This is a genomic window from Alteribacter keqinensis, assembly GCF_003710255.1.
GTDB classification, from domain to species: Bacteria; Bacillota; Bacilli; order Bacillales; family Salisediminibacteriaceae; genus Alteribacter; species Alteribacter keqinensis.
The window spans coordinates 1,412,352-1,437,098 of the sequence record NZ_RHIB01000001.1 but is presented as its reverse complement, the minus strand read 5'-3'; the positions used below and the strand labels follow the sequence as shown (position 1 = coordinate 1,437,098).

At 47.3% G+C, this 24,747-nt stretch carries 23 protein-coding genes and 1 other annotated feature; all 23 genes read left to right on the top strand.

Going from position 1 to position 24,747, the window contains the following annotated elements; all coding sequences use genetic code 11:
- The first annotated feature begins 55 nt into the window (after positions 1 to 55).
- The 23 genes from sigG (at position 56) to EBO34_RS06905 (ending at position 24,430) form a co-directional block, all read left to right on the top strand.
- The gene (sigG, locus tag EBO34_RS07015) at positions 56 to 841 is read left to right on the top strand and encodes an RNA polymerase sporulation sigma factor SigG (RefSeq protein ID WP_122897194.1); all 786 of its coding nucleotides are present in this window, start codon (positions 56 to 58) and stop codon (positions 839 to 841) included.
- Between the two features lie 541 nt (positions 842 to 1,382).
- Complete coding sequence (locus EBO34_RS07010; protein WP_122897193.1) at positions 1,383 to 1,670, top strand: YlmC/YmxH family sporulation protein; 288 nt, start codon at positions 1,383 to 1,385, stop codon at positions 1,668 to 1,670.
- Positions 1,671 to 1,744: 74 nt separating this feature from the next.
- Positions 1,745 to 2,581 (top strand): peptidoglycan editing factor PgeF, encoded by an 837-nt coding sequence (pgeF, locus tag EBO34_RS07005; protein WP_183163744.1) that lies wholly within the window; start codon positions 1,745 to 1,747, stop codon positions 2,579 to 2,581.
- A gap of 33 nt (positions 2,582 to 2,614) precedes the next feature.
- Positions 2,615 to 3,298 carry a YggS family pyridoxal phosphate-dependent enzyme gene (locus EBO34_RS07000; protein WP_122897191.1) on the top strand — a complete coding sequence of 228 codons (684 nt, stop codon included), beginning with the start codon at positions 2,615 to 2,617 and terminating at the stop codon, positions 3,296 to 3,298.
- A gap of 29 nt (positions 3,299 to 3,327) precedes the next feature.
- Positions 3,328 to 3,783 (top strand): cell division protein SepF, encoded by a 456-nt coding sequence (locus EBO34_RS06995; protein ID WP_122897190.1) that lies wholly within the window; start codon positions 3,328 to 3,330, stop codon positions 3,781 to 3,783.
- Between the two features lie 13 nt (positions 3,784 to 3,796).
- Positions 3,797 to 4,060 (top strand): YggT family protein, encoded by a 264-nt coding sequence (locus EBO34_RS06990; RefSeq protein ID WP_122897189.1) that lies wholly within the window; start codon positions 3,797 to 3,799, stop codon positions 4,058 to 4,060.
- Between the two features lie 50 nt (positions 4,061 to 4,110).
- Positions 4,111 to 4,887 (top strand): YlmH family RNA-binding protein, encoded by a 777-nt coding sequence (locus tag EBO34_RS06985; protein ID WP_429699418.1) that lies wholly within the window; start codon positions 4,111 to 4,113, stop codon positions 4,885 to 4,887.
- 100 nt (positions 4,888 to 4,987) lie between these two features.
- Complete coding sequence (locus EBO34_RS06980; protein ID WP_122897188.1) at positions 4,988 to 5,491, top strand: DivIVA domain-containing protein; 504 nt, start codon at positions 4,988 to 4,990, stop codon at positions 5,489 to 5,491.
- A gap of 73 nt (positions 5,492 to 5,564) precedes the next feature.
- Positions 5,565 to 5,793 (top strand) — a binding site (T-box leader).
- Between the two features lie 93 nt (positions 5,794 to 5,886).
- The gene (gene ileS, locus EBO34_RS06975) at positions 5,887 to 8,643 is read left to right on the top strand and encodes an isoleucine--tRNA ligase (RefSeq protein ID WP_122897187.1); all 2,757 of its coding nucleotides are present in this window, start codon (positions 5,887 to 5,889) and stop codon (positions 8,641 to 8,643) included.
- A gap of 720 nt (positions 8,644 to 9,363) precedes the next feature.
- Positions 9,364 to 10,068 (top strand): TraR/DksA C4-type zinc finger protein, encoded by a 705-nt coding sequence (locus EBO34_RS06970; protein ID WP_122897186.1) that lies wholly within the window; start codon positions 9,364 to 9,366, stop codon positions 10,066 to 10,068.
- A 225-nt stretch (positions 10,069 to 10,293) separates the two neighbouring features.
- Entirely contained in the window at positions 10,294 to 10,767 is a 474-nt protein-coding gene (lspA, locus tag EBO34_RS06965) for a signal peptidase II (RefSeq protein ID WP_122897185.1), read from the top strand.
- A complete protein-coding gene (locus EBO34_RS06960; RefSeq protein WP_122897184.1) occupies positions 10,764 to 11,687 on the top strand; it encodes an RluA family pseudouridine synthase in 924 nt (307 codons plus the stop codon). Before lspA ends, EBO34_RS06960 begins: the two co-directional genes overlap by 4 nt.
- Before the next feature lie 214 nt (positions 11,688 to 11,901).
- A complete protein-coding gene (gene pyrR / locus EBO34_RS06955; RefSeq protein ID WP_122897183.1) occupies positions 11,902 to 12,438 on the top strand; it encodes a bifunctional pyr operon transcriptional regulator/uracil phosphoribosyltransferase PyrR in 537 nt (178 codons plus the stop codon).
- Between the two features lie 170 nt (positions 12,439 to 12,608).
- Positions 12,609 to 13,928: a solute carrier family 23 protein gene (locus tag EBO34_RS06950; protein WP_122897182.1), complete on the top strand. Its 1,320-nt coding sequence runs from the start codon at positions 12,609 to 12,611 to the stop codon at positions 13,926 to 13,928.
- A 344-nt stretch (positions 13,929 to 14,272) separates the two neighbouring features.
- Positions 14,273 to 15,166, top strand: a complete 894-nt coding sequence (locus tag EBO34_RS06945; RefSeq protein WP_122897181.1) for an aspartate carbamoyltransferase catalytic subunit — start codon at positions 14,273 to 14,275, stop codon at positions 15,164 to 15,166.
- Positions 15,163 to 16,443, top strand: coding sequence for a dihydroorotase (locus tag EBO34_RS06940; RefSeq protein WP_122897180.1), 1,281 nt, complete (start codon positions 15,163 to 15,165; stop codon positions 16,441 to 16,443). The genes EBO34_RS06945 and EBO34_RS06940 overlap by 4 nt, the downstream gene beginning before the upstream one ends.
- Positions 16,444 to 17,550: a carbamoyl phosphate synthase small subunit gene (locus EBO34_RS06935; RefSeq protein WP_122897179.1), complete on the top strand. Its 1,107-nt coding sequence runs from the start codon at positions 16,444 to 16,446 to the stop codon at positions 17,548 to 17,550. It begins immediately after the preceding gene.
- Positions 17,543 to 20,749: a carbamoyl-phosphate synthase large subunit gene (gene carB, locus EBO34_RS06930; protein ID WP_122897178.1), complete on the top strand. Its 3,207-nt coding sequence runs from the start codon at positions 17,543 to 17,545 to the stop codon at positions 20,747 to 20,749. Before EBO34_RS06935 ends, carB begins: the two co-directional genes overlap by 8 nt.
- Positions 20,746 to 21,513 carry a dihydroorotate dehydrogenase electron transfer subunit gene (locus EBO34_RS06925; RefSeq protein WP_122897177.1) on the top strand — a complete coding sequence of 256 codons (768 nt, stop codon included), beginning with the start codon at positions 20,746 to 20,748 and terminating at the stop codon, positions 21,511 to 21,513. Before carB ends, EBO34_RS06925 begins: the two co-directional genes overlap by 4 nt.
- Positions 21,510 to 22,448, top strand: coding sequence for a dihydroorotate dehydrogenase (locus EBO34_RS06920; protein ID WP_122897176.1), 939 nt, complete (start codon positions 21,510 to 21,512; stop codon positions 22,446 to 22,448). Before EBO34_RS06925 ends, EBO34_RS06920 begins: the two co-directional genes overlap by 4 nt.
- Complete coding sequence (gene pyrF / locus EBO34_RS06915; protein WP_122897175.1) at positions 22,445 to 23,140, top strand: orotidine-5'-phosphate decarboxylase; 696 nt, start codon at positions 22,445 to 22,447, stop codon at positions 23,138 to 23,140. Before EBO34_RS06920 ends, pyrF begins: the two co-directional genes overlap by 4 nt.
- The gene (gene pyrE, locus EBO34_RS06910; RefSeq protein WP_122897174.1) at positions 23,140 to 23,763 is read left to right on the top strand and encodes an orotate phosphoribosyltransferase; all 624 of its coding nucleotides are present in this window, start codon (positions 23,140 to 23,142) and stop codon (positions 23,761 to 23,763) included. The genes pyrF and pyrE overlap by 1 nt, the downstream gene beginning before the upstream one ends.
- Before the next feature lie 4 nt (positions 23,764 to 23,767).
- The gene (locus EBO34_RS06905; protein ID WP_346725798.1) at positions 23,768 to 24,430 is read left to right on the top strand and encodes a class I SAM-dependent methyltransferase; all 663 of its coding nucleotides are present in this window, start codon (positions 23,768 to 23,770) and stop codon (positions 24,428 to 24,430) included.
- Positions 24,431 to 24,747 lie beyond the last annotated feature (317 nt).

The following is a 24,747-nucleotide window of genomic DNA, read 5'->3' as shown; positions in this document are numbered from 1 at the left end:
TCCCTCTGACGGAGAAACTGATTTTGTACATCAGCTCCTGTTGGGAGGGAAGGCATTGACACGAAACAAAGTTGAAATTTGCGGAGTAGATACATCAAAGCTACCTGTACTGAAGAACAAGGAAATGCGAATTTTGTTTGAGGAAATGCAAAACGGTGATACATCCGCGAGGGAAAAACTCGTTAATGGAAACCTGCGCCTCGTTTTAAGCGTTATTCAGCGCTTTAATAACCGCGGCGAGTATGTAGACGATTTGTTTCAGGTCGGCTGCATTGGTCTGATGAAGTCGATTGATAACTTCGATTTAGGACAAAATGTAAAATTTTCAACGTATGCCGTACCGATGATTATCGGTGAAATCAGACGCTATCTCCGGGATAACAATCCGATCCGCGTCTCAAGGTCTCTTCGTGATATTGCGTATAAGGCGCTGCAGATCCGGGACACTCTTATGAGTGAGAAAAAACGGGACCGTGAACCAACCATTCAGGAAATAGCAAAAGTCCTTGACGTACCAAAAGAGGACATTGTTTTTGCCCTCGATGCCATTCAGGATCCGGTCAGTTTATTTGAGCCGATCTATAATGACGGAGGGGATCCGATCTTTGTGATGGATCAAATCAGCGATGATAAGCAGAAGGATTCCCAATGGATTGAAGAAATCGCACTGAAAGAAGCGATGATCCGTTTAAATGACAGGGAGAAGCTCATTTTGGACATGCGCTTTTTCCAAGGCAAGACGCAGATGGAAGTGGCCGATGAAATCGGAATCTCCCAGGCGCAGGTGTCCCGTCTTGAGAAAGCTGCGATTCAGCAGATGAACAAGCATGCAAAAGAATAACCTTTAAAAACCTGCATTCGTGCAGGTTTTTTTGTTGTGAAACGCTGCCCTGAAAATAGAATAAGACAGGTGCCATAACCTTTATTGAGATATGGATTTGTTGGACGGTATATACATATTTTCCCCAAGGGAGGCCACAGAAAAGATTACATAAAAACAAACCTGGTTTTTATGCCTTTAAATTGCCATTGTTGTAGCTTGATTGGAGCGAATGCGCGACACTCCTGCGGGAAAAGCGAGTTCCGGGGAGACCCCGGAAGCGCAAAGCGCTGAGGATCGAACCGCCCCCGGAAAGGGAGCGCAATGAGCGGAAATAAACATCTATCTGTAACAGAGCATGCATGTAAATTTACAGCAGTTGTCAGGAGTTTTATCTAATTTTTTAATACAATAGAGTTCGGAGTGGGAGACTCAAATGACATACCTCTACTTTTTGATCACTCTCGCTTATCTCACCTGAATCGCATGTCGGGGCTGACAACATAACATGCATGATACGTGCATATACTGGAGTATCATTTATGGAGGCGGGGGAATTGGTGTGCTTAAAATATCAGACATCCAGTCAAAAGACATTGTTAACCTGGCAGACGGACGGTTGTTGGGGCATATTTCCGACCTGGACATCAATTTGACTACGGGACGTGTTGAGGCTCTTATCATTGGCGGGGGAAAAGTCATGAATTTATTTGGAGGAAAGGATCAGGAAGTTGTTATCCCGTGGAATAATGTCATCAAGATCGGTTCAGACGTTATTTTAGTCCGGCATAATGAAAATGGGTTTATGGATGGGCAGTATCTTCCGCCAAGCAAGGGAGATACGACTTAAAAAGCACTTCATTTGTTCCGCACGGATAAAAAAAATGGTAGAATAGAAAGAAACAACAATCCGGGGGTATGATTATGGCGAAAAACGAACCTTTTATACGATCAGGCTCCCCTTTATATTTACAAATTGCACCATTTATAAAGGCAGCCAGTGAGGAAAATGCAGAGCTGGAAGCCGGTTTTTCCACCCGCCAAGGCGGGACAAGCCAGTCTCCCTACGACACATTGAACCTCGGCTTACATACAGATGATGAGTATCGTGACGTGATAAATAACCGTAAGCTTTTAACAGAGACTGCAGGATTCTCCCTGGACAGCTGTGTCGTATCAGAGCAGGTTCACGGCAGTCGTATAGTCGAAATTACACAAAAACATAAAGGTACAGGAGCAACTTCACAAAGCACGGCCATTCCTGAAACAGACGGGATTTTTACAAGGGAAAAAGGAATTCTTCTGACAAGTATGTATGCTGATTGTGTACCCCTGTATTTCTTTGCCCCGAAAGTGGGGCTGACAGGTCTTGCCCATGCAGGATGGAAAGGCACGGTGGCTAACATTGCCGGAAGCATGATTGAAGCGTTTAAAGAAGCCGGTGCAGAAGAGGGTGAGATACTGGCGGCTATTGGTCCTTCTATTTCTATGCCCTGTTATGAAGTTGATGAACGGGTCATGAATGAAGTAGGAAAGCTGCCGCTCGGAAATGCGGGAGAAGTTGCAAAAGAAACTACTCAGCATCATTATCTTCTTGACCTTAAGGAAGTGAACCGGAAACTGCTTCGTTCCCACGGGGTAAAAGAAGACCGGATTTATACTTCATCTTACTGTACATACGAACAGGCAGACCTGTTTTATTCCCATCGCCGCGATCAGGGGAACACAGGAAGAATGATGAGTTTTATCGGAATGAAATAACCATTACCCGCCTTGGCATAAGGAGGCATCACTGTGAATGTTAAAGATAACCTGATTTCGATTCAGGAGCGCATCAAAAAAGCTTCAGAGAGAGTACACAGAGAGCCGCAGGGGGTTCATGTTGTTGCAGTAACCAAATACGTAAGCCTGGAAAGGACAAAGGAAGCTCTTCAGGCAGGCATCCGTCATATTGGTGAAAATCGTGTTGAAGGCGGTACTGAAAAGCGTGATGCGATTCCGGACCTCGGCACATGGCACTTTATCGGCAGCCTTCAGAGTAAAAAAGTCAAACATATGATTGGGAAGTTTGACTACCTTCATTCCCTGGACCGGATGAGTCTTGCGAAGGAACTGCAAAAGCGCCACACAGGACAAGCCCCTCTTAAGTGTTTTGTTCAGGTGAATGTTTCCGGAGAGGAGTCCAAATCTGGACTTGAGCCGGATGACGTTTTGCCGTTTATTGAAGAACTGAGAAGCTATCCTGTTATTGAAGTGGCGGGTCTCATGACGATGGCACCATTTGTGGATGACCCGGAGGAAGTAAGACCTTATTTCCGGCGTCTGAGAGAGCTTAAAGAAGAAGTGGAAAAAAGAAATTATCCTCATGCACCGTGCCGGGATTTGTCCATGGGTATGAGCAATGATTTTGAAGTGGCAGTGGAAGAAGGGGCTACATTTGTACGGATCGGTTCTGCACTTGTCGGAAATGAATCGTAATTAAATGTTATGAGAAGGGGAGATGCGAGATGGGAATTAAAACGAAATTAAAACGTTTTTTCGAGATGGAAGACGAGTACGTAGAGGAGCAGGTTTCAGAGAGCTATGACGAGCCTTCCTATCCTCAGGAGAGAGAGCGGGAAGAACGCCCTTCCTATGATAAAAAGGAAAAAGGAAATGTTGTTTCTTTAGCGAGCATCCAGCAGTCCAACAGTGCAAAGGTGATGCTTATTGAACCCCACAGTTATGACGAGTGCCAGGATATTGCCGACCACTTGAAGAACCGTAAAGCAGTGGTCATCAACCTCCAGCGCATTCATAACGACCAGGCAAAAAGAGTCGTCGATTTTTTAAGCGGAACAGTGTATGCTATTGGAGGAGATATTCAGAAACTCGGGATGAACATCTTCCTATGCACACCGGATAACGTGGATGTGACCGGATCAATTTCAGAAATATTCTCAGATGACAGACAGAATTTTTAGGTAGGTGAATGTAATGATAACAGTAATCAATGCAATATCGACACTTATGATGTTCTATTCCTTCTTAGTATTTATTTATATCTTCATGTCATGGGTGCCGAATCTTAAGGAATCTTCATTTGGACAAATGGTTGGAAGGTTAGTAGAACCGTACCTTACGCCATTTAGAAATATTATTCCTCCACTCGGTATGATTGATATCTCCCCGATTGTAGCCCTGTTGGTTCTCAACTTTGCCCGTTCGGGACTTCATGTGATTGCCGGCTGGTTTGTTTAATAGTCAGAGGCGCGGCGTAATGTCAGCGCCTTTTTGAGTTGGAGGGTTTAATGTTGAGTGTTTACGAACATTACAGAAAAGACGAGCACGCGTTTGTAGATCAGGTTATGGATTGGAAACAGACATGTGAGGATCAGTACAGTCCGAAGCTGACGGATTTTCTAGATCCGAGACAGCAGATGATTGCCGAAAATCTGATTGGCTCACAAGGGGATGTTATGATCCGCTTTTTTGGGGGCGGGAAAGGTACCGAAAGAAAGCGTGCCATGATCTTTCCTGATTATTATCAGGCATCGGATGACGATTTCGCCATCGTTCTTTTCCAGGTTCACTACCCGGGCAAATTCGTATCGATAGAACACCCGCAGGTACTTGGGGCCTTAATGAACCTAGGGTTAAAGCGTGAGAAATTCGGTGACATCATTCAGGACGGTACGACGCTGCAGTTTGCCTGCGCAGAAGAGGTTAGTGATTATATCGAAATGAACGTTCAGAAAATCGGGAAATCCTCAGTGGATCTGGAGAGAATTTCCCTTGACCGGATACTTGAAGCAGGTGATACATGGAGAGAATCCATGATTACCGTGTCATCTATGAGACTCGACACCGTTGCTTCTGAGATGTTCAATGTTTCTCGTTCGAAAATGAAAACGATCATTGACGGAGAGCTTGTAAAAGTGAACTGGAAGGTAACAACGGATAAATCGATGCGCCTCATGCCGGGAGATGTACTTTCCGTGCGGGGGAAAGGCCGTGGTAAAATCATTGCTGAAGAAGGCGTAACGAAAAAAGACCGGGTAAGGCTTATTATAGGATTTCCTGAATAAGAAAATTGACACAAAAGAAGGAAATCATTCTGACGGTGTCGAATAAATGCCAGTAGTACATAAGCTGGAAACAACACGATTATAAATGGAGGTGCCTGAAATGCCGCTAACGCCGCTCGATATTCATAATAAAGAATTTACCCGTGGATTCCGGGGGTATGACGAAGACGAAGTGAACGAATTTTTAGATCAGGTAATCAAAGACTATGAAATGGTGATTCGGGAAAAGAAAGAACTTTTTGATAAAGTAAGTGACCTTGAGGAAAGGCTTGACCACTTCTCCAACCTGGAAACAACGCTGAACAAATCGATTTTCGTTGCTCAGGAAACAGCAGAAGAAGTTAAACGAAGCGCTGATAAAGAAGCAAAGCTGATCATCAAGGAAGCGGAAAAGAATGCAGACCGCATCATTAATGAGTCTTTAGCAAAATCCCGAAAAATCGCTCTCGAAATTGAAGAGCTTAAAAAACAGTCCAAAGTCTACCGTACCCGTTTTAAGATGCTTCTCGAAGCGCAGCTTGAAATGCTTACTGGAGATGAGTGGGATGATCTCGGCCGCGGAGTGGAAGAAGCAGACGAGGCCTATGAGAACGCAAAAGGCTGATGGCCTTCCGGTTGCGCTTTTTTGAATTTTCCCTTATAATTTCTAACATGCATGCCGATAATGAAAGTTAATACAAACGACCTTGACAGGGACAGTATGTTTATCAGTCCGTAGAGACGAAGCGACCGGGGATGGTGAAAGCCCGGCTTACGGGATAAACAGAACATCACCCTTGAGTCACACATTGAAACGGAAATCCGGAGTAAGCTGTGTCGTATCATTCACGTTACGAATGCGTTAAGTGAACGGTAAGCCTTCCGTTCATTAGGGTGGTACCACGGGTATAACTTCTCGTCCCTACTGGGATGAGGAGTTTTTTTGTTTTCAATGAACAAAGCCTGATGACGCTGCCCTGTTAAGCTCAGCTGAGCACTTTGAATACAGGAGGAAGAACAATGAACTACAAAGAAACCCTTCTTATGCCGAAAACGGCGTTTCCTATGCGTGGCAACCTGCCTAACCGCGAGCCGGGCATTCAGGAAAAATGGGAATCAGAAAATCTTTACGAGCAAGTCCAGAAACGTACACAAGGACGTCCGTTGTTTGTTTTACATGACGGACCTCCATATGCGAACGGCGATATTCACATGGGCCATGCCTTAAACAAAGTATTAAAAGACTTTATCGTCCGCTATAAATCCATGACAGGGTTTAACGCGCCGTATGTTCCCGGATGGGATACACACGGTCTTCCGATTGAAACGGCTCTCACGAAAAAAGGAAAAGTAAAGCGTAAGGAATTGAGCGTTGCAGAATTCCGGCAGAAGTGTGAAGAGTATGCAATCGGTCAGGTTGACAGCCAGCGTGAACAGTTTAAGCGCCTCGGGGTACGCGGTGACTGGGATAACCCTTATATTACCCTGACTCACGATTATGAAGCCCAGCAGATTAAGGTATTTGGAGAAATGGCGAAGAAGGGTTATATCTATAAAGGCAAAAAGCCGGTTTATTGGAGCCCGTCATCCGAATCAGCCCTGGCTGAAGCAGAAATCGAGTACGAAGACAAACGTTCTCCGTCCATCTACGTTGCATTTGATGTGAAAGACGGAAAAGGCGTTTTGGAACAAGGGGAAAATCTCATGATCTGGACGACTACTCCGTGGACGATTCCTGCCAACCTGGGAATTGCGGTTCATCCAGAGCTTGATTACGCAGTTGTAAATGCAGGAGGAGCGAAGTACGTTGTTGCCCAGGGTCTCCTGGAAAGCCTTACAGAAGCGATTGGCTGGGAAGACGTGACCGTTGAGCGCACGATGAAAGGGGCAACTCTTGAGAATGTCGTGGCACAGCACCCATTATACGATCGTGAAAGCCTTGTGATTTTAGGTGACCATGTTACTCTCGATGCCGGTACAGGGTGTGTACACACTGCACCAGGCCACGGAGAAGACGACTACATCGTCGGACAGAAATACGGACTGGACGTTCTTTGTCCAGTTGATGATAAAGGAGTTATGACAGAGGAAGCACCGGGCTTTGAAGGTCTTTTCTATGATGCGGCCAACAAACCGATCACAGAAAAACTTGATGAAGCAGGGGCACTTGTACACCTTTCCTTTATGACACACTCATACCCCCATGACTGGCGTACGAAAAAACCGGTTATTTTCCGAGCGACCGCTCAATGGTTTGCGTCCATTAAAGACTTCCGTGAAGACCTTCTCCGTGAAGTGAACAACGTGGAGTGGCTGCCGAAATGGGGCGAAACGCGCCTTTACAACATGGTACGTGACCGAGGTGACTGGTGTATTTCCCGTCAGCGTGCGTGGGGCGTACCGATCCCGATCTTTTACGGAGAAAACAGCGAACCGATCATCACTGATGAAACAATTGATCATGTAAGTGCGTTGTTCCGTGAACACGGTTCAAACATCTGGTTTGAATGGGATACAAAAGACCTTCTGCCCGAAGGTTTTACGTCTGAGCACAGCCCGAACGGTGAATTTACGAAAGAAATGGACATCATGGATGTATGGTTTGATTCCGGATCGTCCCACCAGAGTGTACTCGTAGAGCGTCCTGAACTTCAGCGTCCGGCTGATGTTTATCTTGAAGGATCCGACCAGTACCGCGGATGGTTTAACTCATCCCTTTCTACTTCTGTTGCTATTACCGGTAAAGCGCCGTACAAAGCTGTTATCAGTCACGGATTTACCCTTGACGGTGAAGGACGCAAGATGAGTAAAAGTGTCGGTAACGTTGTGATCCCGAATAAAGTAATGAACCAGCTCGGTGCAGATATTCTAAGGCTTTGGGTTGCAAGCGTTGACTACCAGTCTGACGTAAGAGTATCCGACAACATTCTGAAACAGGTAGCTGAAGTGTACCGTAAGATCCGTAACACGTTCCGTTTCCTGCTTGGCAACCTGCACGACTTTGATCCGGCCCGCCATACTGTGGCTGAAGGTGATTTGAGCGAACTTGACCGTTATATGCTCGTAAAGCTTAATGACCTTGTCAAAGACGTAAGAGGAGCTTATGACAGCTACCAGTTCGCACAGGTGTACCACAAAGTTCATAACTTCTGTACCATCGACCTGAGCTCGTTTTATATGGATATTGCTAAAGATACCCTTTATATCAAGCATGCAGATGATCCGTCCCGCCGCGGCATTCAGACGGTTATGTATGAAGTGCTCGTAAGCCTGTTGAAGCTTCTGAGCCCGATCCTGAGCCATACAACAGATGAGGCGTGGGAAGAGCTTCCGCAAAAAGAAGCAGCCAACGTCCAGCTTACAGATATGCCTGAGGTTAAGGAGTATGCCAATGCAGGTGAACTTACGAAGAAGTGGGACCGCTTCATGGAACTCCGCGATGACGTTCTGAAGGCTCTTGAAGAAGCACGAAGCGAAAAAGTAATCGGAAAATCCCTTACAGCACATGTAAGAGTGTTTGCTGAAGGTGACGATTATGTTTTACTGAAAGAATTGCCTAACCTTGATAAGCTTCTGATCGCATCAGAAGTGAGCCTTGAAGAAGGCAGTGCGCCTGCCGAAGCAAAGTCATACGAAAACGTCAGTGTTGTTGTCTCTCCTGCTGAAGGGGAAACATGTGAACGATGCTGGGTTGTAAGTAAGACTATCGGGTCCAGTGAAAAGCACCCGGGCCTTTGCTCAAGCTGTGCTGAAACTGTAGAAAATCACTACGTATAAAGTATATGTTCGAATAAAACCTCTGAAAGGTCCTGGAAAGGTGCTTTTGGAGGTTTTTTTGTTTGGCTGTGTTAAAAGATCATTGTTGATATTTTAAAAGAAGTTGATTGCAGCGAATGCGCGACACTCCTGCTTGATCAGGTGGAATGGTGAGACCCCGGAGTGCGGAGCATGAGGAGGCTCACCGGCGCCCCGCAGAAAGTGCAATGAGCGGAAATAAACACTAGAGTTAAACAGAGCCAAAGGGTTCTCGTATGACTGGCTAACTGTAAAATAACTGCATGAAAGTGTAAAATCGGATGGATTAACAGTAAAATCAGTACGCTTAAGTGTAAAAAAACCAAATCTAAACGTAGAAACACGCAGCTGAATGATAAAAATCAATAAAAAAAGGCTGTTTTCGCTAAGATTGTGACTTTTCGTAAAAGGTTGAAGAAGCCGGAGTACCCGAAGACTCCTGCGGGAGTGGGGGCCAGGGTGAGACCCCGGAGCGAGAAGCGTGAGAAAGCACCCCCGCGGAAAGCGCAGGGTACGCAGGCTTCATCTGCAATAACTGTGTTAATGTCATCGTACCTAACAATAATCTATACGAAAAGAGCTAAGATAAAAGCAATAATCATTACATTTCCTTACCTAGCAAAACTTCCCCCGTCTAACTGCACTTTCACAGGAGAAAATAATCAGGAGTCCATAAAATCCTGTTCGAAAGGAGGACACACTATGGGACAGTTTGACCAACTGAAAGCAAAGCTCACTGAAGAAAAATTCGAAGTCCTTAAGCATCTTGAAAGTATGGATAAGTTTGGTCTCGACCAGTCAATGAGAGATCAGACCGGTGAGATTTCAAATTACGATAACCACCCTGCAGACAGCGGCACGGAACTTTTTGAGAGAAGCAAAGACCTTGCCCTTCATGAGCAGGTAAAAAATCATCTCCAAAATATTAATGAAGCACTTGCCCGTATCGAAGCAGGAACGTACGGTATCTGCGAAAAAACCGGTACACCGATTCCAGCTGAGCGACTTGAAGCAAATCCCCTTGCAAGAACAACCATTGAACACGCAGAGCGGAGAGGGTCGGACGAGGCGTATTATGACCGGCCGTCAGAAGAACAGGTACTCGGAGGGTTTGACCGTTACAACTACGATAACGATGATACGGAAACGGAGTTTGATGCGGAAGACAGCCTTCAGTCTGTAAGCCAGTTCAATGAAATTGATGGCGTTTATGATGAACTCGGCATGGAATCTTCGACCGAACTCGTTGGCTATGTTGAAGACCTTGAGGGTTTTCTGTCCACTGACATGGAAGGCTATCACGGCTCTGACAGCGTGAAGTTTGAGCGGAATGAGCATTACAACCATTACGTGAACAGCCTGACGGAGGATTCTTCTGAAACGGCCGGAAGTGAAGAAGAAGAATAGCCCCGGAAGCCTAAATTTTTTGAATGCATGATCAGAATCAGCCGCATGGAAATACGTAACAGTTTTTTATTGGACGGCAGTTTAAAATTATGCCGTCTGATTTACATAATGATATTACTGTAAACTAAATCCGGATCATACGTGTCCCATCCGTCTTCGTATTGTGACGTTGCCGAACCTGTGCTAAAATGCAGAAGGGTAAACGTTTGGAACGGAGGAAAAAAATTGAAGACTCTTTACTACTATTTCATTGCCGTAATTGTGATTATACTGGACCAGTTTACAAAATGGCTCGTGGTACAGAATATGGAACTCCGGCAGTCGATTCCGATTATTGAAAACGTCTTTCACCTTACGTCCCACAGGAACGCAGGGGCAGCTTTTGGCATGCTTCAGGGACAGATGTGGCTGTTTCTGATTGCCACGATTGCGGTCCTCATTATTGTCCCTTATTATATCCAGAAAGAAGCAAAGAATAATACGTTATTCGGTGTTAGTATGGGACTGGTACTTGGCGGGGCCATCGGAAACTTTATTGACCGTTTACTGTTCGGAGAAGTTGTGGACTTCCTCGATGTTTATATCGGCTCATACAACTTTCCAATTTTTAATGTAGCCGATTCGGCTCTCGTTGTTGGTGTAGGTTTACTTATTATTCACGTATTTAAAGAAGAAAAGAAGCAGGGGAAAAATAAATGAATGAATTTAATGTAACAATAACAGCAGAACAAAAAGGAAAGCGCATTGACAAAGTACTTGCAGATTCTTTTGACCAGTTCTCGCGCTCACAGATTCAGCATCTGATTGCTGAGTGTAATATTGAAGTGAATGGAGATCCTGTTAAAAGCAACTACAAAGTACAGGAAAATGATGCCATTACCATTGAAGAACCAGAGCCTGAAGAGTTGGAAATTACAGCTGAAGACTTGAACCTTGATATTGTATACGAAGATGCCGATGTCCTTGTGGTCAATAAACCACGCGGGATGGTTGTACACCCGGCACCAGGGCACACGAGTGGCACTCTTGTGAACGGATTAATGCACCACTGTAATGACCTTTCAGGTATTAACGGAGTGATCCGCCCGGGAATCGTTCACCGTATTGATAAAGATACGTCAGGCCTTTTAATGGTTGCAAAAAATGACAAGGCTCACGAATCACTTGTAGACCAGCTGAAAGCAAAAACAACAAAACGTGTGTACCATGCGATCGTTCACGGTGTGATAAGCCATGACACAGGCACCATCGATGCCCCGATCGGGCGTGACACAGATGACCGCCAGGCGATGACCGTGACGGAAAAAAACAGCAGAGATGCCGTTACTCATTTTCAGGTGATCGAACGGTTTAAAAATCATACCCACGTAAATTGTGAGCTTGAAACAGGCCGGACGCACCAAATCCGCGTGCACATGAAATATATCGGATACCCGATAATGGCAGACCCGAAATACGGTCCCCGTAAAAAGACGACGTATCCAATCTCCGGACAGGCTCTTCATGCAGCAGTACTCGGCTTCGTTCATCCCCGCACCGGGGAAGAGATGCGTTTTGAAGCGCCGCTTCCTGAGGACATGAAAGCATGCCTTGAACAATTAAAGCGCGAAAATGGTTGACTTTAAGTCAGAGCCCGTGCAATAATGATGACAGCATAAAAGAATAAACAGTCCTTTAAATACAGTCCCGTGAGGCTGAGAAGGAAAAGCGCAGAAGATTCTGCACACCCTGTTGTTCAAAAGAACAGTCAGGATAGGTGCATCATTGTGTCTTTTTAACCCCTCTCAGCAGTGCTGGGAGGGGTTTTTACATTGGATAGCGAGGTGGACAGACATGACTAAAGGAATTCTCGATGAAAAAGCAATCGGCCGAGCCCTCACCAGAATCGCCCACGAAATTATTGAACGGAACAAAGGAATTGAAAATTGCGTCCTCGTAGGAATTAAAACCCGGGGGATTTACATTGCCAAGCGACTGGCAGAACGCATCGAAAAGATTGAAGGCGAGTCGATTCCGGTCGGTGAAGTGGACATTACCCTGTACAGGGACGACCTGACTGTAAAGACGAAGAACGAAGAGCCGGAGATAAAAGGAACGGACATTTCAACTGACATTACAGACAAAAAGGTCATCCTCATCGACGATGTGCTCTACACCGGGCGTACCGTAAGAGCCGCCCTGGATGCCTTGATTGATTTAGGCAGACCGGCGCAGATCCAGCTTGCAGTTCTCATTGACAGAGGTCACCGCGAGCTGCCGATCCGACCGGACTTTATCGGTAAAAACGTGCCCACTTCCAAATCAGAAGTAGTGGAAGCAAGACTTACTGAAGTAGACGAACTCGATGAAGTTGTGATTTTACAAAAGTAACAGCAGTGACGTGAAAACAGCAAAAAACCTCCCTTTAACTCGGTCCCGTGAGGCTGGGAAGGGGTACTCTCCTTCTGTGCACAGGATATGTGTGCAAAACAGGCAGATGATACCTCTTTGGGCTCAAAGAGGTTTTTTGTTTGCAGAAAAAAGCATAGGAGGCATTCATCATGAACAATAAAACACAGACTGTAGGTATCAACGAAATCCCGCGATTTGATAAATGGATCGTTCTCAGCATCCAGCACTTATTCGCCATGTTCGGCGCAACGATTTTAGTACCAATGCTTGTAGGGTTAAGCCCGGCAGTAGCGCTTGTATCAAGCGGACTGGGGACCCTCGCTTATCTCATCGTGACGAGAGGGCAGATACCGGCCTACCTTGGATCGTCATTTGCCTTTATCATGCCGCTCATTGCAGCGATCTCCATCGGGGGACCTGAAGGAGCCATGATCGGAAGCTTTTTTGCAGGAATCATCTACGGTATTGTTGCTCTGATCATTAAACAGACCGGGGTAAGCTGGCTCATGAATCTTCTTCCGCCGATTGTCGTCGGACCGGTCATTATGGTAATCGGTCTAGGACTTGCCACTGTCGCCATCGACATGGCCATGAATGACCCGGTAACCGAGAGTTACAGCGGAACCCACTTTACCGTCGCGATGATTACACTTGGGATCACGATTATTGCCTCAGCGTTCTTTAAAGGATTTTTCGGCCTGATTCCGATTCTGATCGGAATTACCGGCGGGTATACATTCGCCTACACACAGGGACTTGTAAACTTCTCTGCAGTGAGAGAAGCAAGCTGGATTCAGGCACCGGACTTCCTGGTCCCATTCGTTACCTACACACCGGATCTGAACTGGGCTATCGTCTTCATCATGGTTCCGATCGCCCTGGTTACACTGTCCGAGCACATCGGTGATCAAATGGTTCTGAGTAAAGTAACAGGGAAGAACTTTATCCGAAAGCCCGGTCTGCACCGCTCGATTTTTGGAGACGGAGTAGCAACGGTCCTGTCTTCCTTCCTGGGGGCACCGCCAAACACCACATACGGTGAAAATATCGGTGTGGTTGCACTTACACGAGTGTTCAGTGTGTTTGTCATCGGGGGAGCCGCAGTAACGGCGATTATCTTCGGCTTCGTCGGAAAAGTATCCGCACTCATTACGACCATTCCAACAGCGGTCATGGGCGGGGTATCGATCCTCCTGTTTGGAATTATCGCCTCAAGCGGCCTGCGCATGATGATTGAAAATAAAGTCGACCTTGGAGAAAAGCGAAATCTGATTATAGCTTCAGTCATTCTCGTGATTGGGATTGGAGGAGCCTTCATCGAAGTAAACGACGCGGTTCAGGTGTCAGGCATGGCACTGGCAACGATTGTGGGGATTGTGTTGAATTTCATCCTTCCCGGAAGACAGAAGCAGACCATCAATGAAGATGAGATGTTTAAAACAGACAAAGAAAATAACGAAGCGGCATAAGCGTGGGCAGGGAGCTGTGACTCCCCCGGTCTTATGCCCCATGAATCCTTTAATCAGGTCCGGAGAGGCATGAAAGGGTACAATTTACAGCGATACCATATACGGGCAGAATGCCACACGTATACCCGGTTAAGCTGAATCTGTGCACCCTGAGAAGCCTCGGGGTGTATTTTTTATACCCCAGGCTGTCCAGTGAAAGGCGCTTAGCCATTAAAAAGCTGGTTTTTAACACACTTTTAAAGATGACGATGCAGTCGGAATGCAGGGCGCCGCCGCAGAAAGGGCCCGCAAAGATCGGAAATCAACACCCCTGTTTAAAAGACCTTATAAAGGAGTGGATTCCTATGTTCCAATTACGGACCCTGGATGATTTAACCGCAACGGAGCTTGATCACTTATTAACTGAAGCAAACAGCCTGCTTGTGAAAAAAGAATTCGAATGTCACTCACAAAAATCCGTTGCCAACCTCTTTTTTGAACCGAGCACACGGACAAAAACAAGCTTTGAAATGGCGGAACACCAACTAGGGCTCCACGTACTGCCCTTCGATGTCGAACATTCAAGTGTGAAAAAGGGAGAAACGCTTTACGACACGGTAAAAACACTTGAGGCCATCGGATGTGACGCGGTAGTGATCCGACATCCGGAGCAGGCCTATTACAAGGATCTTGAAGGGGTTTCGATTCCCGTCATCAACGCCGGGGACGGAGCAGGGGATCACCCAACACAGTCACTGCTCGATCTTCTGACAATTCAGCAGGAATTCCTGTTCTTTCAAAATCTGAACATCGTTATAGCAGGTGATGTCCGCCACAGCCGGGTGGCAAGAACGAACGCCCGTATTTTAAGAAAGCTTGGTGCCCGGGTTTATTTTACCGGACCGCCGCAATGGATGGATGAGGACATCACAGAAGGAAAGGTTGTCTCCATGGATGAAGCGCTTGAAATAGCGGACGTGATCATGCTCCTTAGAATTCAGGTGGAGCGGCACGAAGAAACAGGCGGTTGGACGAAAGAGAGCTACCATGAAACTTACGGATTAACCGAAGAGAGAGAAATACGGATGAAATCAGGATCCATCATTATGCATCCGGCACCCTTTAACAGGGGTGTTGAAATCGCAGATACCGTCGTTGAATGTGAGCGGTCACGGATTTTTAAACAAATGACCAATGGGGTCGCTGTAAGAAAAGCCGTACTTAAACGGGCATTATCACTCGAGGAGGAGATCGTATGAAAACCATCTACAAAAACGCAGCCATTTTAACAGAATCAGGGAAACAAGAGGTCATGAACATCCTGGTCAACGAAGAAATAGGTGTGATTGAACAAATGGGAACCGGTGACGGCTGGACATTTGACCGGGAAATTGACGTGAGCGGCAAGCTGATCGCACCAGGTTTTGTAGATGTCCATGTTCATTTGAGGGAACCGGGCGGAGAAAAGAAAGAAACTATTGCTACAGGAACTCATGCAGCAGCAAAAGGCGGGTTTACAACCGTTGCCGCCATGCCGAATACAAAACCGGTTCCTGATTGTCCGGAACATGTGGCCGGTATTCTTGAGAAAATACATAACGATGCACGGGTGCGGGTCCTTACGTACGGCTCGATCACCGTCCGTGAAGCAGGCAGGGAAATCGTCGACATGGAGGCGGTGGCAGAAGACATCTTCGCATTCACCGATGACGGTGTCGGGGTTCAGGAAGCAGGCATGATGTTTGAAGCCATGAAAAGAGCAGCTGACCTGGGGAAAGCTGTGGTGGCACACTGCGAAGACAATTCTCTCATCTACGGCGGGGCCGTACACGAAGGCAGATTCTCTGAAACAATGAATATACCAGGTATTCCAAGCGTATGTGAAGCTGTCCATATTGCAAGGGACGTCCTTTTGGCAGAGGCAGCGGGGGCTCACTATCACGTCTGTCATGTAAGTACAAAGGAAAGTGTCCGGGTGATCCGGGATGCGAAAAACGCAGGTATTAAGGTTACGGCAGAAGTGACACCCCACCACCTCCTGTTGTGTGAGGATGACATTCCGGGTAACGATGCCAACTACAAAATGAATCCGCCTCTCAGAGGGAAAGAAGACCGAAACGCACTTGTGGAAGGCCTTTTGGACGGAACGATCGATTTCATCGCAACCGATCATGCGCCTCATACAGAAGAAGAAAAAAGCCTGCCGATGGAAGAAGCACCGTTTGGCATTATCGGATTGGAGCTCGCATTTCCCCTTCTTTACACACAGTTTGTAAAAAAAGGACAGTTCACCCTTGATCAGCTCATTGGCTGGCTCAGTGAAAAACCGTCTCGAATATTTCAACTACCGTACGGGAAACTCCAAGAAGGCGAACCGGCGGAATTTACAGTCATCAATCTGGACGAGAAGAAAACAGTGAAAAAAGAAGACATCGTTTCAAAAGGGAAAAACACTCCTTTTTACGGGGAAGAGCTGCAAGGCTGGCCGGTAATGACCGTGTTTAACGGAAAACAAGTATGGACGGAGGACGAATAGATGAAAAAGCGAATGCTCGTAATGGAAAATGGTGTTACCTTTACAGGAAAAGCGTTTGGAAGCAGCACAGAAAATGCAGGGGAAGTGGTGTTTAACACATCCATGACCGGTTATCAGGAAATGATGAGTGATCCTTCCTACTGCGGACAGATTCTCACGCTCACATATCCTCTCATTGGAAACTACGGAATTAACCGTGATGATTTTGAGTCGATTACGCCATACATTAAAGGCCTGATTGTGAAATCTGCAAGCGTTCATCCGAGTCACTTCAGAAGCCGGTTTACGTTGCACGAATGGCTGAAAGCAAACAACATCCCCGGGCTTATGGGGATTGACACGAGGAAGCTTACGAGAATGATCCGGGAACACGGCACGATGAAAGGCATGTTCTGCGAAACGGATGCCGATATAGAAGCGGTTGTGGCAAAACTTCAGGAGACAGCTTTTCCAAACATACAGGTTGCCCATGTGTCGACTAAAACACGATACGTCACACCGGCATCTGGAAAGCGGATTGTCCTGATTGATTACGGAGCGAAAAAAGGCATTATTAAAGATTTGAACGCTCTTGGGTTTGAAGTCATTGTCGTTCCTTTTAACACGAAGGCTCAAGACGTCATGGCACTAAGCCCCGACGGCGTTATGCTCAGTAACGGACCCGGAGACCCGCAGGATATTCCGGAAGCGGTGGAGACGGTCAAAGACCTTCTTGGCCAGGTGCCGATCTTTGGCATCTGTCTCGGACACCAGCTCCTCGCCCTTGCTTCTGGTGCCAGTACAGAAAAAATGCGTTTCGGTCACCGGGGAGCTAACCATCCGGTAAAAGACCTTCGAACAGGTAAAGTGGCCATCACCTCCCAGAATCATGGCTACACAGTAAATCCGTTATCTGTAAGTGAAACAAATCTTGAAATTACACATGTAAACGTGAACGATCAGAGCGTGGAAGGCTTAAGCCACACGATTCACCCTGCCTTCAGTGTCCAGTATCACCCTGAAGCAAGTCCCGGGCCTGAAGATGCCAAAGATTTATTTTTAGCTTTCAAACACCTTGTTGACACGTATAAGCCAGTCACAAAGAAAGAGGGGATTGTTCATGCCTAGAATCGAAGGAGTAAATAAAATTCTTGTAATCGGATCGGGACCTATCGTTATCGGCCAGGCAGCGGAGTTTGACTACGCAGGAACACAGGCGTGCCAGGCGCTTCGGGAAGACGGTTTTGAAGTGGTTCTGATCAACTCAAACCCGGCAACAATTATGACCGATGAAGCTGTGGCAGACAGAGTGTACATCGAACCGATCACCCTTGAGTTTGTAAGCCGGATTATCCGTCAGGAACAGCCCGACGGACTCCTTGCGACGCTCGGGGGGCAGACTGGCCTCAACATGGCCATGGAGCTCGATAAAAGCGGGATCCTGGAAGAATACGGAGTAAAGCTTCTTGGAACAAATCTTGAAGCGATAGAAAAAGCAGAGGACCGTGATCTTTTCCGGACTCTCATGAGAGAACTTGGAGAGCCGGTACCGCCAAGTGAGATTGTTCATTCTGTAGATGAGGCAGTCGCTTTTGCTGATGAGATCGGCTATCCGGTCATCGTACGCCCCGCTTACACTCTTGGCGGCACAGGGGGCGGTATTGCCAAAAATGAAGAAAAGCTCCGGGAAATTACCAAGGCGGGCATTTCCTACAGTCCTGTAAACCAATGTCTGATCGAGATGAGTATTGCAGGATTTAAAGAAGTGGAATACGAAGTGATGAGAGATGCAAGCGACCAGGCCATTGTTGTCTGTAACATGGAAAACATTGACCCGGTCGGTATTCATACCGGGGACTCAATCGTCGTTGCCCCGAGTCAGACACTGACAGACCGGGAATATCAGATGCTCAGAAATGCCTCCCTTAGAATCATCCGGGCACTCGGTGTAGAAGGGGGCTGTAATGTACAGATGGCTCTCGATCCTGATAGTGAAGAGTATTACATTATCGAAGTGAACCCGCGGGTGAGCCGTTCATCTGCATTGGCTTCGAAAGCTACAGGATATCCGATTGCAAAACTCAGCGCCAAAATTGCTGCAGGGTTTACCCTTGACGAGTGTGAAAACCCAATCACGAAAACGACATTCGCCAGCTTCGAACCGGCCCTTGATTATGTGGTTACGAAAATTCCACGCTGGCCCTTTGATAAATTCGACTCCGCCAACCGCTCACTCGGCACTCAGATGAAAGCGACGGGGGAAGTGATGGCGATTGGCCGTACACTGGAAGAAAGTCTGTTGAAAGCCGTACGGTCAACGGAAAACGGGATCGATCACATTACTGTCCCTTACCGTGATGAACTGAGCCATGAATGGCTTCGCTCCCGTATTGAAAATGCAGACGACGAAAGACTTTTCCTTCTTGCTGAAGCGATTCGACTCGGCTATTCAACCGAAGAGCTTCACAAGATGACGAAGGTGGACTACTTTTACCTGGAAACCCTGAGAACAATTGTAGAAATGGAGAAACAGCTGAGTGACCGTCCGTTTGACCGGGAGATTCTTGAAGAATGCAAGCAGCTCGGTTTTTCAGATCTGACAATTGCAAAGCTCTGGAAAGTCACTGAACACGACGTGGAGCGATTTAGAAAGGAAAACAAGATCACACCGGTATTTAAAATGGTGGATACATGTGCGGCAGAGTTTGTGTCCCATACTCCTTACTATTACGGCACATATGAAGAGGAAAACGAGTCTAAAGTAACATCCAAACCTTCCATACTCGTTCTCGGATCCGGCCCGATCCGGATCGGTCAGGGAATTGAGTTCGACTACGCAACCGTCCATACCGTTCAGGCCATTCAGGAAGCGGGCTATGAAGCGATCATCATCAACAACAATCCGGAAACCGTCTCTACAGACTTCAGCATCTCGGACAAACTTTACTTTGAGCCTCTTACTGTTGAAGATGTCATGAATGTTGTCGACCTTGAACAGCCGGAAGGGGTCATTGTTCAATTCGGCGGACAGACCGCGATTAACCTGGCGGACGGTCTTGTTGAAAGAGGCGTAAAGATACTCGGAACTTCACTTGAAAACATGGACACGGCTGAAGACCGGGACCGTTTTGAACAGCTCATGATCGAACTGGACATACCGCAGCCGGAAGGGAAAACAGCCACGAGTGTAAACGAAGCGCTTACTATTGCAAAACGGATCGGGTTTCCGGTTCTTGTAAGGCCTTCCTACGTCCTTGGGGGACGGGCGATGGAAATCGTCTATCACGAACGTGACCTTCTCAAATACATGGAACGGGCGGTTAAAGTGAATGCAAAACATCCGGTCCTCATCGACCGTTACCTTCAGGGAAAAGAGCTTGAAGTGGACGCCATATCCGATGGTGAAACAGTTGTGATTCCCGGAATAATGGAGCATATCGAGCGTGCAGGGGTGCACTCAGGGGATTCCATCGCAGTTTATCCGCCCCAGCAGCTGTCCGAAAAGCTTAAAAGGAAGCTTACAGACTACACGATGCGCATCGCAAAAGGACTGAACATTATCGGTCTGTTAAACATTCAGTTTGTTCTCTGTGACGGGGAAATCTATGTACTCGAAGTAAATCCGCGCTCAAGCCGGACCGTCCCGTTTCTGAGTAAGATTACAGGTGTGAATATGGCGAATCTGGCTACAAAAGCGATCATCGGTGAAAAGCTCGCTTATCTTGGGTTTAAGAGCGGCTGCCTTCCTGAAGCCGAGCAGGTGTGTGTGAAAGTGCCGGTATTCAGCTTTGCCAAGCTCAGAAGTGTCGATATCACCCTGGGTCCCGAAATGAAGTCTACCGGCGAAGTAATGGGGAAAGATGACACCTTGGAAAAAGCTCTGTATAAAGGACTGGTGGCTTCAGGTATGAACATTCCGACTTACGGGTCGGTCCTGTTTACCGTAGCTGACAAGGATAAAACAGACATGATGAAGCTCGTGCGACGTTTTCACCGCATCGGCTACCGAATCCTTGGAACAGAAGGTACAGCCGAAAAGATCAAAGAAGAGAACATTCCGGTAACGGTCATTTCTAAAATCGGCGGAGAAAGCCCGACACTTCTGGATACGATCCGTGAAGGGAAAACGCAGTTTGTCATCAATACCCTTACGAAAGGAAAGCAGCCTGCACGGGACGGATTCAGAATCCGCCGTGAGTCTGTAGAAAACGGCATCGTCTGCCTGACAAGTATGGACACTGCCGAAGCCCTTCTTACCGTCCTTGAAACAATCAGCTTCTCTACTGAAGCAATGGGCTTTACCAGAAAAGGAGCTGCAATGCGATGAAAAAAGTAGAAAAGATGACGGTCGTCAGTCACAGATCGATTGCAAAAAACATTTACGAATGTTCGTTATCAGGGGAGCTTGTTGAATTAATGGCGAGGCCTGGACAGTTCGTCCATTTAAGGGTGTCAGACAATACGATACCGACCCTCCGGAGACCGATCAGCATATGCAGTGTCGACCACCAGAAGAACGCCTTTACGATGGTGTACCGTGTTGAAGGAATAGGGACACACGCATTAAGCCAAAAACGCACAGGTGACCAGGTGGATGTACTCGGGCCTCTTGGTCACGGATTTCCGATTTCAGGACTCAAAGAAAAATCCCACTGCCTCCTGACAGGAGGGGGCATCGGGGTGCCTCCCCTCTACGAACTTGCAAAGCAGCTGACGAAACAGGGACATTCTGTCGCGACGGTCCTTGGCTTTCGATCAAAAGAAGACGTCTTTTACGAAGCAGAGTTTTCCGAGCTCGGAGCGACTTACGTGGCAACAGAGGACGGCACTTTAGGAGAACGGGGGTTTGTAACAGACGTTATTGCAACAAACCGCCTGAGTGGGGACCGCTATTATGCCTGCGGCCCGAGGCCTATGCTCAGAGCCATTGAAAACAACATGACCATACCCGGGTTTCTTTCGTTGGAAGAGCGGATGGGGTGTGGAGTCGGCGCATGCCTTGCCTGTGTGTGTGACGTGAAGAATGAAGAAGGGTACCGGAAAGTGTGTTCAGATGGTCCGGTATTTAAAGCAGGGGAGGTGGTTATATGACGAAGATGAATGTATCACTGCCGGGGCTGGAGATGAAAAATCCGGTTATGCCCGCTTCCGGATGCTTTGGATTCGGAAAAGAATACAGTGAATTTTACGATCTTTCAACACTTGGTGCCATATGCGTAAAGGCGGTAAGCCCGATGATGAAAAGAGGGAATCCAACTCCGCGGGTGGCAGAAACACCCGGAGGCATGCTGAATGCGATCGGCCTTCAAAACCCGGGTCTTGAACACGTACTGGCAAATGAACTTCCCTGGCTCGAACGCTTTGATGTACCGGTGATCGTAAATATTGCCGGGAACACGATTGAAGAATACATGCATGTGGCCAGAGAAGTCTCCAAAGCTCCGAATGTGAAGGCAGTTGAGCTGAATATCTCCTGTCCGAACGTAAAGGAAGGAGGCATTGCTTTTGGTACCGACCCAAATATTGCAAAGGAACTAACCGAGCGGGTAAAAGACGTTTCCGGTGTGCCGGTTTACGTCAAGCTGAGCCCAAACGTGACTGACATCGTATCCGTTGCTAGGGCAGTGGAAGATGGGGGAGCTGACGGCCTGAGTATGATTAATACACTCTTGGGCATGCGGCTGGATTTACAAACCGGGAAGCCGGTTCTGGCAAATGAAACAGGAGGTCTTTCCGGATCAGCCATTAAGCCGGTCGCTGTGAGAATGATCTACACCGTCAGTCAAGAGGTTGGTATTCCGATTATCGGTATGGGCGGGGTTACCAATGCAGACGATGCACTGGAACTGATTCTTGCTGGTGCGAGCGCAGTTGCAATAGGTACGCAGAACTTTGTCGATCCTTTTGCCTGCCCGTCCATTATTAAAGATCTTGAACTAAAACTTGAACACTATCACGTTGAAACTATCAGTGAACTTTCCGGAAGGAGCTGGAGACCATCGTTACAACCACTCACAACCCGCTGATCGTTGCCCTGGATTTCCCCGGCCGAACGGAGGTACACCGCTTTTTGGATCACTTTGACGAACCTTTGTTTGTAAAAGTGGGGATGGAACTCTTTTACAGGGAAGGTCCCGTGTTTATAGAAGAGTTAAAGTCCCATGGGTACAGCATTTTTCTCGACCTGAAACTCCACGATATCCCTACAACCGTTGAGCGGGCGATGACGAACATTGCAAGACTGGAAGTGGATCTCGTCAATGTTCACGCCCTTGGGGGCAGGCAGATGATGCAGCAGGCGCTTGAAGGTCTTGAGAAAGGGACTCCTGCTGGTAAAAACAGACCTCAGTGCATCGGAGTCACCCATCTGACCAGTTCTACGGAAGAGATGATCTCAAGTGAACTGGGAATAAAGACGGATCTTAACGAACATGTTCTTCACCTGGCAAAACTCACAAACCAAAGTGGTCTTGATGGTGTTGTCTGCTCAGCTCATGAAGTGGAGGAGATTAAAAGAGCAATAGGGTCTGAGTTTCTGACTGTTACCCCCGGAATCAGATTAAAATCAGATTCGGCTGACGACCAGCACCGGATCGTCACTCCAAAAGAGGCGAGCCGTATTGGTTCAGGTGCCATCGTCGTAGGCCGCGGCATTACCCGTGCCCAAGATGTAAAAAAAGCATACCGCGCTTACAATAATGAATGGAGGAATTCCTGATGAACAACAATGCCGTTGCCCGTCACCTGCTTGAAATCGGGGCAGTAGCCCTCAAGCCTTCCGACCCCTTTACGTGGAGCTCCGGTCTGAAGTCTCCGATATACTGTGATAACCGTCTTACCATGTCCTATCCGGACGTACGTAAAGAGCTGATTAAAGGCTTTAAAGAGATCGTTAACATCCATTTTCCTGATGCAACAGTCGTTGCAGGAACGGCCACAGCCGGCATTCCCCATGCAGCGTGGGCGGCGGAAGCTCTCAACCTGCCAATGGTCTATGTCCGCTCGAAAGCGAAGGGACATGGCAAACAAAACCTGATTGAAGGCCGTATAAATAAAGGAGATCGCGTTGTCGTTATTGAAGATTTAATCTCGACCGGCGGATCCTCCATCAGTGCGGTGAAGGCCATACAAGAAGAAGGTGCCCATGTCCTGGGTGTTGCAGCCATTTTTACATACGGCCTGAAAAAAGCTGAAAAGCTTTTTCAGGAAGCCGAAGTGCCCTTTTACACGATTACAAGCTTCAACACCCTTATTGAGGAAGCTGAAGGGCTGAGCAGCAGCGAAAAAGAAATGCTTTCAGCTTGGCAGCAGGATCCCGAAAGCTGGTCAGATCAACAATAGGCGAGTGATACAGGTGAGAAAGTTTTCGAGCAGTGAGTTTGATGAGCGAGTCGATTTTTTTGACCGGATGGCCCGGACGAAGTGGCTCGGTTCGTTGCACGAAGAATTAATCAGAGCAACCGGAACTTGGAAAGGGAAACGTATTCTTGATGTGGGCTGCGGAACCGGACGTCTTCTTATGCGGGGAGCTGAGGATACAACAGAGGTAACGGGTGTGGATCTGAGTCCTTGCATGATTGAAAGAAGTAAGCAGCTGTTCGGGGAGACGAAGGGCCCAAAGTCATGGGCATTTCTTACGGCAGATGCAGAAGCCCTGCCGTTTCGCGGAAATTCCTTTTCTATCACTGTCAGTGCTTGTGTCTTGTTTCTCATGCCGGACCCGGAGAAAGTGCTCTCTGAAATGGCCCGGGTAACATACGGGACGGTAGCTTTACTAAACCCATCCCGGGTGAACGGAATCAAGGCATCAGCTCAGTACGTGGAAAAACATCGTTTAACTGGAGAGGAAAAAGACTTTTTAATTCAATGGGGGCGGGTGGCTGAACACCGCCACCGGTTTTCGGAGAACGAGCTTACGCAAATGATGGAACGGTGCGGCTGGAGAAATGTTGTCCACGCGAACAATCTCGACGGATTAGCACTACTAACAACAGCACAACGAGCATAATGATAAAAATGCCTTCCTGTATTACAGGAAGGCATTTTTAATTCGGAAGATACGGATTCTGCCTTCATGTCTTTCGCTTGCCGCAGGGGTATCCGTGAGCCTTCTCGTGCTCCGCGAATCCACTTAAAGAGTCAAAGTCCGATAATAACTTGACCACTTATGGCTCTGGTTGGAGCATAAAATGGGTTTTGAATTTATGATGTGTTAAAGAAAGATCATTGTTGTTTTAATAAAGAAGTGTTGATTGGAGCGAATGCGCGACACTCCTGCGGGAAAAGCGAGTTCCGGGGAGACCCGGTCAGGCACGAGCGTCACTT

What these genes read in the sequence shown, in the direction of transcription:
- pgeF (WP_183163744.1), top strand. Translation starts at nt 1,745, where the DNA reads ATGGCGAAAAACGAACCTTTTATACGATCAGGCTCCCCTTTATATTTA.
- EBO34_RS06995 (WP_122897190.1), top strand. Translation starts at nt 3,328, where the DNA reads ATGGGAATTAAAACGAAATTAAAACGTTTTTTCGAGATGGAAGACGAG.
- EBO34_RS06990 (WP_122897189.1), top strand. Translation starts at nt 3,797, where the DNA reads ATGATAACAGTAATCAATGCAATATCGACACTTATGATGTTCTATTCC.
- EBO34_RS06985 (WP_429699418.1), top strand. Translation starts at nt 4,111, where the DNA reads ATGTTGAGTGTTTACGAACATTACAGAAAAGACGAGCACGCGTTTGTA.
- EBO34_RS06980 (WP_122897188.1), top strand. Translation starts at nt 4,988, where the DNA reads ATGCCGCTAACGCCGCTCGATATTCATAATAAAGAATTTACCCGTGGA.
- ileS (WP_122897187.1), top strand. Translation starts at nt 5,887, where the DNA reads ATGAACTACAAAGAAACCCTTCTTATGCCGAAAACGGCGTTTCCTATG.
- EBO34_RS06970 (WP_122897186.1), top strand. Translation starts at nt 9,364, where the DNA reads ATGGGACAGTTTGACCAACTGAAAGCAAAGCTCACTGAAGAAAAATTC.
- EBO34_RS06960 (WP_122897184.1), top strand. Translation starts at nt 10,764, where the DNA reads ATGAATGAATTTAATGTAACAATAACAGCAGAACAAAAAGGAAAGCGC.
- pyrR (WP_122897183.1), top strand. Translation starts at nt 11,902, where the DNA reads ATGACTAAAGGAATTCTCGATGAAAAAGCAATCGGCCGAGCCCTCACC.
- EBO34_RS06950 (WP_122897182.1), top strand. Translation starts at nt 12,609, where the DNA reads ATGAACAATAAAACACAGACTGTAGGTATCAACGAAATCCCGCGATTT.
- EBO34_RS06945 (WP_122897181.1), top strand. Translation starts at nt 14,273, where the DNA reads ATGTTCCAATTACGGACCCTGGATGATTTAACCGCAACGGAGCTTGAT.
- EBO34_RS06940 (WP_122897180.1), top strand. Translation starts at nt 15,163, where the DNA reads ATGAAAACCATCTACAAAAACGCAGCCATTTTAACAGAATCAGGGAAA.
- EBO34_RS06935 (WP_122897179.1), top strand. Translation starts at nt 16,444, where the DNA reads ATGAAAAAGCGAATGCTCGTAATGGAAAATGGTGTTACCTTTACAGGA.
- carB (WP_122897178.1), top strand. Translation starts at nt 17,543, where the DNA reads ATGCCTAGAATCGAAGGAGTAAATAAAATTCTTGTAATCGGATCGGGA.
- EBO34_RS06925 (WP_122897177.1), top strand. Translation starts at nt 20,746, where the DNA reads ATGAAAAAAGTAGAAAAGATGACGGTCGTCAGTCACAGATCGATTGCA.
- EBO34_RS06920 (WP_122897176.1), top strand. Translation starts at nt 21,510, where the DNA reads ATGACGAAGATGAATGTATCACTGCCGGGGCTGGAGATGAAAAATCCG.
- pyrE (WP_122897174.1), top strand. Translation starts at nt 23,140, where the DNA reads ATGAACAACAATGCCGTTGCCCGTCACCTGCTTGAAATCGGGGCAGTA.